A 6,331-nucleotide genomic window follows, 5' to 3' on the forward strand; every position below is an offset into this window, starting at 1 on the left:
GGAAGGGTGCCCTGAACCAATTTATTATCCAGTTCGAAGATCGGGTGACCGATCATCTATGAGAATGGGCGGTTACACAGAAATCGGGACAGGCTCTTGTTTTCCTCAAACCTTTAACCTTTAACCTTTCCCCTTTCACCTTCAAACTTTCACCTTTCACCTTTAACCTTTCACCTTTTACCTGAACCTCCCATGCCCAACCCCCGCGCCACCCTCCGCTTCACCGTCCTCGGCGTCGGCTTCCTTCTGGCCTTGGTGGTGGCGGCGTGGGAATTCATCGGACTGCGCTCGATCGACTCCGATGATCCGATCCAGGCGCTTGAATCCCCGCCGGTGCCATGGGGCGGTCTGGCGGCCAGGAGAGCGGCTCGCCTTCTCGAAACGCGCTGGCGGCTGGATGCCGACGCGGCCGAGAAGGGGTTGCTGTGGCAGCTGGGTCGCTACCCGCTCGATCCCTGGCGGTGGCTGTTGTTTACACGCATCGCTTCCACCCGCGGTGCGGGCGAGCAGGAACTGATCGAACTCCTGGCCACGGCCATCTCCGTACAGCCGAACCACCGCGAAGTGCGCTGGCAAGCGGCCAACCTGGCCCAGAGCACCGGCCAGCAAAACCTGGTTCTGCTTCAGCTTCGCCTGTTGCTCGAAGTCAGCCCCAACTCGACCGACCAGGCACTTTTCATCGGCTCACGCTGGGTCGAGGATCCGGCCGTTCTGCTCGAAGAAATACTCCCGCCCGGCGAAGCGTACCTGCAACAAACCATGCGCCGGGCGCGCCGAATCGGCTCCATGGCCCTGGCCAAGGCGGCCTGGTCGCGACTGACGCAAGCACGCTCGGGCGATGCCGGTATCGGGCCCGACCACCCCGCCTTCAGCGACTACATCTACGTCGCCCTGCGTCACGATCGAGCCGCCGCGATGGCGGCCTGGCAGAGCATCGATGCCGACTACCGTCCGGGTGATCTGCCGGCCGGCGATTTCTCGAATCCGCTGGATGTGCTGCCGTCATTCGGCTGGTCGCTACGCATGCCCCAGGGCACGGTGGTTGAACGGGTGGAGATTGAAGCGCCGTGGTCCGGGGTCGCTCGTCCGGAAACCGAGCCGAACGAAAGAACGAAAGAACGAAAGAACGAAAGAACGAGCGGAGCTCACGCCTTGCGCATAGGTTTTTCCGGCGAACACAACGTGCGGCTGAATGCACCCTCGGTTCGTTTCCCGGCGGCGGCGCCAGGCTTCTACAGACTGCGCGGCTGGTGGCGGGCCGAGGGGCTGACGACGCGCGCGCTGCCCTACCTGTGGCTCGACACACGCAGCGGGGACAACCGCACGCGCGAGCGCGTCGACGTGCCGGCAAGCGAATTCGGCTGGACTGTGTTTGAGATCGACTACAAGGTGCACAAACCCGGCCAGATGGTGGTTTTCCGCCTGCACCGGAACTCGACCGACGCTTTCGACCGCTATATCGAGGGCGAGATCACACTGGCGGGACTGAGCGCAGAGCGTTTGCTACCCTCGACGGCGAGGCCGTCGGCGCCATCGGCCCGGCGCCGGGCGCATGATCGAGCGGTCTCGACCGCAGATCACGAAGCCGGCCTGAACGACAGCAATGAATCGACCCCGTATCGGGACATGCCAGCGCCATGAATCACGACCGCAAGGCAACGCAATCGCTCGTCGACCGCCTGCTCGGTGCCGGCGGCGAAGCGTTGTCGGCCACGGAGCTCGACGCCGCGCTGTCCTGGCTGGCCGGCAGCAGCCGCCACGGCGGCGGGGCGCTGAAGGACGTGCTCGGCGACGCGCCGAATCATCCGCGCCGCCGGGTCGCAATCTACGAACAGCTTGACCGGCAAATCTTCCACGACGGTCAGATTGACCTGATCGGTGTGCACCTCGACGTCGACGTCAATGACGAGACCCGCCGAGCCCGCTACCGACGCCTGATGACGGCATTTCATCCGGACCGCTACCCGGAACACGCCGACTGGCTCACCTCCCGGTCCCAGGCCGTGCACGCCAGTTACGCACGCTTTCGCAAGGGGCTGGCCCCGGAGCACCGCGCAACGAAGCAACACGAGCCGTCGGCCACCCAGCCTGCGAAGCCGCCCCGACACCCCCGGCCGAACGAGCGGCGTGGGCGCCGCTCGGCCCGCCTCACACCCGCAGCCGGCCCGGGCCCACTGATCCGGCTGAGAAGCTGGCTGCTGGGAATAGAAAACCTGCAACAGCGTATTTTCATCGGACTGGCTGTGGTCTGCCTGGTGCCGGTACTCTATGCCTATTTTGCCTACAAACCCTACCGCGCCATCGACATGCCCAATACCCCGATTTCGGAGACGGCGCCGCAGCCCACGGCGGACGTCAAGCCGGCTGACACTCGATCCGGCCCGGGAACCGAACGCCAGCCCGCTCCGGATTCACAGGCCGCCTGGACAGCCCTTTCCGACTGGACCGTGCCGCTGTTCGATGCAGCCAGCGAGGGGGTGCTGGAAACACAGCAAGACCCTCGAGTAGCAAGCGCCGCCGAACGCGGCCGACATGCCGAGCCGGCAAAACCGACCGTCGACGCCGAGCCAACTCCGCCGCAGCCCCGACCCACCGAGCCCCTGTCTGAAAGCACGGTTTCCAACGAAGTGGCGGCAGTCCAGCAAGCGCCGGTCACACCCAAGAGCACGGGCGAAGAGGCAGCACAACGCAGGCGCTCGCTCGCCGAGACGGCGCGAACGCTCGCCGCGGTCGACGACGGGTCCGAGACGGCTTCGGAGCCTGCCGAAACAACAACTCCCGAGCCGGTGGAGCAGCCTGCCCCCGGGTCCGACATCGCGCCGGAGAACGAAGCTGGACCCTCGCGTTCGAATAAACCAGTGGCGGAAGACCAACCCGAACGCCGGGTTGCCGGGACCACAACGGCAGAACCGGCCAGAAAACAACGCGGGCAAGCGGACGAACGCAACCGTCGGCACATCGAGGAGCTGCTGGCCGGATACCGCCGAAGCTTCGAAAACGGCTGGCTGGAGGACTTTCTCAACCACTTTACCGAATCGCCGCGCGAAAACCTGCACGAGGGCCGGGACTGGTTCCGAAGCAACTACGGCTGGCTGTTCGAGAACTCGGAGCAACGCCGCCTGGATATCGACATTCTCGACATCGACCGCACCGACGACCAGTGGTCTGTCGAGGCGCAGTTCCAGATGAACATCGATTTTCCCGACCAGCCGTCCCTGCGCTCGAACCGCAAGGTTCACTACAGAATCGAGAGCAATGACCACGAGCAGCTCCGCATTGCCGCCATCGAGTACTGAACCGGCCCGGGGGCGAATGCGGGTCCAGCAACCGGTCACGCTTCCGCTGCGTGCCGCGGCTCTTTTGCTGGGGCTTGGCGTGGTCTTGCTGCCGCTGATGATGGGCCACCGCACGCCCGAGACACTGACCGCCTCGCTATTGGCTCTGGTCCTGATCGCGCTTTGCGCGGTAACCCTGCCCATCGCGAGTGGCGATCTCGAGCTGCCGTCGAGTGCCTGGTTGTGGTTCGGTGGGGTTTTGACTCTACTGGTAGTCGTTCAGGTCTGGCCGTCGGTGTGGCTCGCCCGGCTGTTCGGCCCTTACCCGACCGAGTTCTGGACGCAATCGCCATTGACCCCGCGGCACTGGTCGCCGGACCCGGGCGCGACACTGCGCGGCTGGGCTGCCTTCGTCGCCCTGTTCGCCGTCGCCTGGCTCGGGCGCAGCCTGCCCCGACAGATGCGGGGCTGGGTCCTGCTGGCAATCGTCGCTTCGGCGCTGTTCCAGGCGCTCTACGGCGTGCTGTCCCATGCCGGCGGGGCGGAGACCATCTTCGGTATCTGGGAGCGCCACAATCCCGACTGGGTGCACGGCAGTTACTCCAACCGTAACCTGTTCGGCGCGTACCTGGCGCTGACCTGGCCGCTGGCGGTAGGCCTCTGGTTCGTGCGCGGCGTGCCCGGCCTGGGTAAGCTGCCCATGGAATTGCGCGTGACCGGCTCGGTGCTGTCCGGGGCGATCGTCGGCGCGGCCATGCTCGGCAGCGGCTCCAGATTGGGCGCAGCCGCGGGGATATTCGGTGTACTCCTGGCGCTGGTTCTGTGGGGGCGTCACCGACGCTTGATCCACGGCGCTTCCGCCTGGCCGGCCTACATCGCCGCGATAGGCGCGCTGGTGGCCGCCACCTGGTACGGGCTGACACCACTGGCCGAGCGCTTTCTTGCCACGACGGGTGAAGAGTCGCGCCTTGAGGTGTTTGCCGCAATGCTGAGCGATTTTCCGCTGGCCTGGTGGATTCACGGCGTCGGCCTGGGCGGTTTCGAGGCCGCCTTCAAACAGTTTCAGCCCGGCGGTATCAGCGGCTGGTACGACTACGCCCACAATGACCTGCTTCAGTGGGGCGTGGAACTGGGCCTGCCCGGCCTGATTCTGCTCGGCACGGTCGCCTGGGCCCTGCTGCGCCGATTCCGTATGAGCACCGAACGCATTGCCCTCTATGCCGGCCTGGCCGCGCTTTGCCTGGTGGCAATGGGGGATTTCAGTTGGCACATCCCCGGGACGCAGGTGGTGCTGGCGTTTTATATCGGAGCTTTGCTTCGGTAGGGGGGAAGGGTGGGCTTTCGGAGGGCGCGGCCAGTGTCGTCCCGGCCGGATCATAGCGAAGCGTCGGGATCTCGCACGTGTGGGACGACATCAGCCGCCGCCAAGCCCCTGCCGTTCGATCAGCGCCACGCCGTCGCCGCCGTGCTCGAATTCCAGCCAGGTGAATTCGATGCCGCGCTGGAGCAATAGCGTCTCGAGCGCTTCCGCGGCCTCGCCCACTTCCATTATCAACAGGCCGTTTTCCTCAAGATGCTCGGCCGCCGTGTCGAGCAGGCGACGGACCAGGTCGAGGCCGTCTTCGCCGGCTTCCAGGCCCAGTGCCGGTTCCCAGCGGTACTCCTCGGGCAGTTCGGCCATCGAGGCCGTCGGCACGTAGGGCGGGTTGGCTAGGATGACATCGTAGCGTCGCCCGGACAGGGCATCGAGCAGGTCGGATTCGATGACTTCCACACGATCACTTACGCCGTGGCGATCGGTGTTGCGGCGCGCCAGCGCCAGCGCTTCGGGGCTGATGTCGATCGCGTCCACCTTCACCTCGGGCCAGTACACCGCCGTGGCGATCGCGAGACAGCCCGAGCCCGTGCCGACATCCACGACGCGCCCGAGCCGGTCCGGGTCGATCCACGGCGCAAACCCCTCCATGATCAACTCGGCCAGCGGCGAGCGCGGAACGAGCACGTGTTCATTGACCTCGAAGACCAGCCCGGCAAACCACGCCTCACCGATCAGGTAAGCCAGCGGTTTGCGCGTTTCGATTCGCTTGGCCACCAGCGCCTCGAAACGCTCCCGGTCTTCTTCCGACACCTCGCGCGCCAGCGCTTCGTCGCCAAAATCCGGCGCCAGCCCGAACACGGCTGATGCCGCCCAGCAGGCCTCGTCGATGGCATTGTCGGTGCCGTGGCCGAAGAAGATGCCCGCCGATTCCATGTCGGCTGCGGCCTGGCGGATGAGGGTCTCGACGTTGTGTGCAGGCATTGTGACTTCTTGTTGGCTTGTTAGCTGGTTCGCTTGTTGGCTGGTTCGGCAACCGAAGGTGGTGCGGGGCGGCCAAGCCACGTTCAATCAGCGGCAAGGCATCGGGCTTGTCCGGCGTATCGCAGCGTAGCTGCCCTCCATCCCGCGCAGATGCCGAACCAGCCAACCAGCAAACAAGCCAACCAGCGAACAAATTCAAGGTGAGAGCCGGCCTGTAAGCCGGGTTCTGTCGGGGACAGTCATTCATCTGGGACGGCTGTCGCCAGCCGCCTCTAGCAGCCTACCCGGGTGCAGCGCGGGCCACGCCATAGCACCCCTATTTGGCCTTGCTTCGGGTGGGGTTTGCCCTGCCACGACTGTTGCCAGCCGCGCGGTGCGCTCTTACCGCACCATTTCACCCTTACCTGTGCCTTGCGGCCATCGGCGGTATATTTTCTGCGGCACTTTCCGTGAGCTCGCGAACGAGCCCCCCAGGCGTTACCTGGCACCCTGCCCTGCGAAGCCCGGACTTTCCTCCATGCCAAAAGGCACAGCGACTGTCCGGCCGGCTCTCGGGAGTGATTATGACACCGATATTGGTTGGCTGGTTGGCTGGTTGGCTGGTTGGCTGGTTGGCTGGTTGGCTGGTTGGCTGGTTGGCAAGAGCAATTGTCGCCCCTGGACTGACCCCACTTTCGTAGACACTTTTCGTTACGGGGCGGCTCCGAAGGCCGCCGGGGTTTGATAACCCAAGCTGCCGTGGATCCTGACCGTATTG

General features: G+C 65.1%; 4 protein-coding genes and 1 other RNA gene. 3 read left to right on the forward strand and 2 right to left on the reverse strand.

The genetic code is table 11. The features are described 5' to 3' along the window. Nucleotides 1-192: 192 nt before the first annotated feature. The 3 genes from ACDC66_RS15125 to ACDC66_RS15135 are packed head-to-tail and all read left to right on the forward strand — an operon-like array spanning nt 193 to nt 4,599. Nucleotides 193-1,641, forward strand: coding sequence for a hypothetical protein (locus ACDC66_RS15125; RefSeq protein ID WP_376697572.1), 1,449 nt, complete (start codon nt 193-195; stop codon nt 1,639-1,641). Next, nucleotides 1,638-3,296: a hypothetical protein gene (locus tag ACDC66_RS15130; RefSeq protein WP_376697573.1), complete on the forward strand. Its 1,659-nt coding sequence runs from the start codon at nt 1,638-1,640 to the stop codon at nt 3,294-3,296. Before ACDC66_RS15125 ends, ACDC66_RS15130 begins: the two co-directional genes overlap by 4 nt. Next, complete coding sequence (locus ACDC66_RS15135; RefSeq protein ID WP_376697574.1) at nt 3,256-4,599, forward strand: O-antigen ligase family protein; 1,344 nt, start codon at nt 3,256-3,258, stop codon at nt 4,597-4,599. Before ACDC66_RS15130 ends, ACDC66_RS15135 begins: the two co-directional genes overlap by 41 nt. A gap of 90 nt (nt 4,600-4,689) precedes the next feature. On the opposite strand, the gene prmB is transcribed toward ACDC66_RS15135, so the two are convergent. Both prmB and rnpB read right to left on the reverse strand, forming a co-directional pair. Further along, nucleotides 4,690-5,574, reverse strand: coding sequence for a 50S ribosomal protein L3 N(5)-glutamine methyltransferase (prmB, locus tag ACDC66_RS15140; RefSeq protein WP_376697575.1), 885 nt, complete (start codon nt 5,572-5,574; stop codon nt 4,690-4,692). Between the two features lie 199 nt (nt 5,575-5,773). After that, nucleotides 5,774-6,126, reverse strand: an RNA gene (rnpB, locus tag ACDC66_RS15145) — RNase P RNA component class A. Nucleotides 6,127-6,331: the final 205 nt, after the last annotated feature.

The organism is Wenzhouxiangella psychrophila (assembly GCF_042310375.1).
GTDB lineage: Bacteria > Pseudomonadota > Gammaproteobacteria > Xanthomonadales > Wenzhouxiangellaceae > Wenzhouxiangella.

Coding starts and splice junctions, on each gene's coding strand:
- ACDC66_RS15125 (WP_376697572.1), top strand. CDS start 193: ATGCCCAACCCCCGCGCCACCCTCCGCTTCACCGTCCTCGGCGTCGGC.
- ACDC66_RS15130 (WP_376697573.1), top strand. CDS start 1,638: ATGAATCACGACCGCAAGGCAACGCAATCGCTCGTCGACCGCCTGCTC.
- ACDC66_RS15135 (WP_376697574.1), top strand. CDS start 3,256: ATGACCACGAGCAGCTCCGCATTGCCGCCATCGAGTACTGAACCGGCC.
- prmB (WP_376697575.1), bottom strand. CDS start 5,574: ATGCCTGCACACAACGTCGAGACCCTCATCCGCCAGGCCGCAGCCGAC.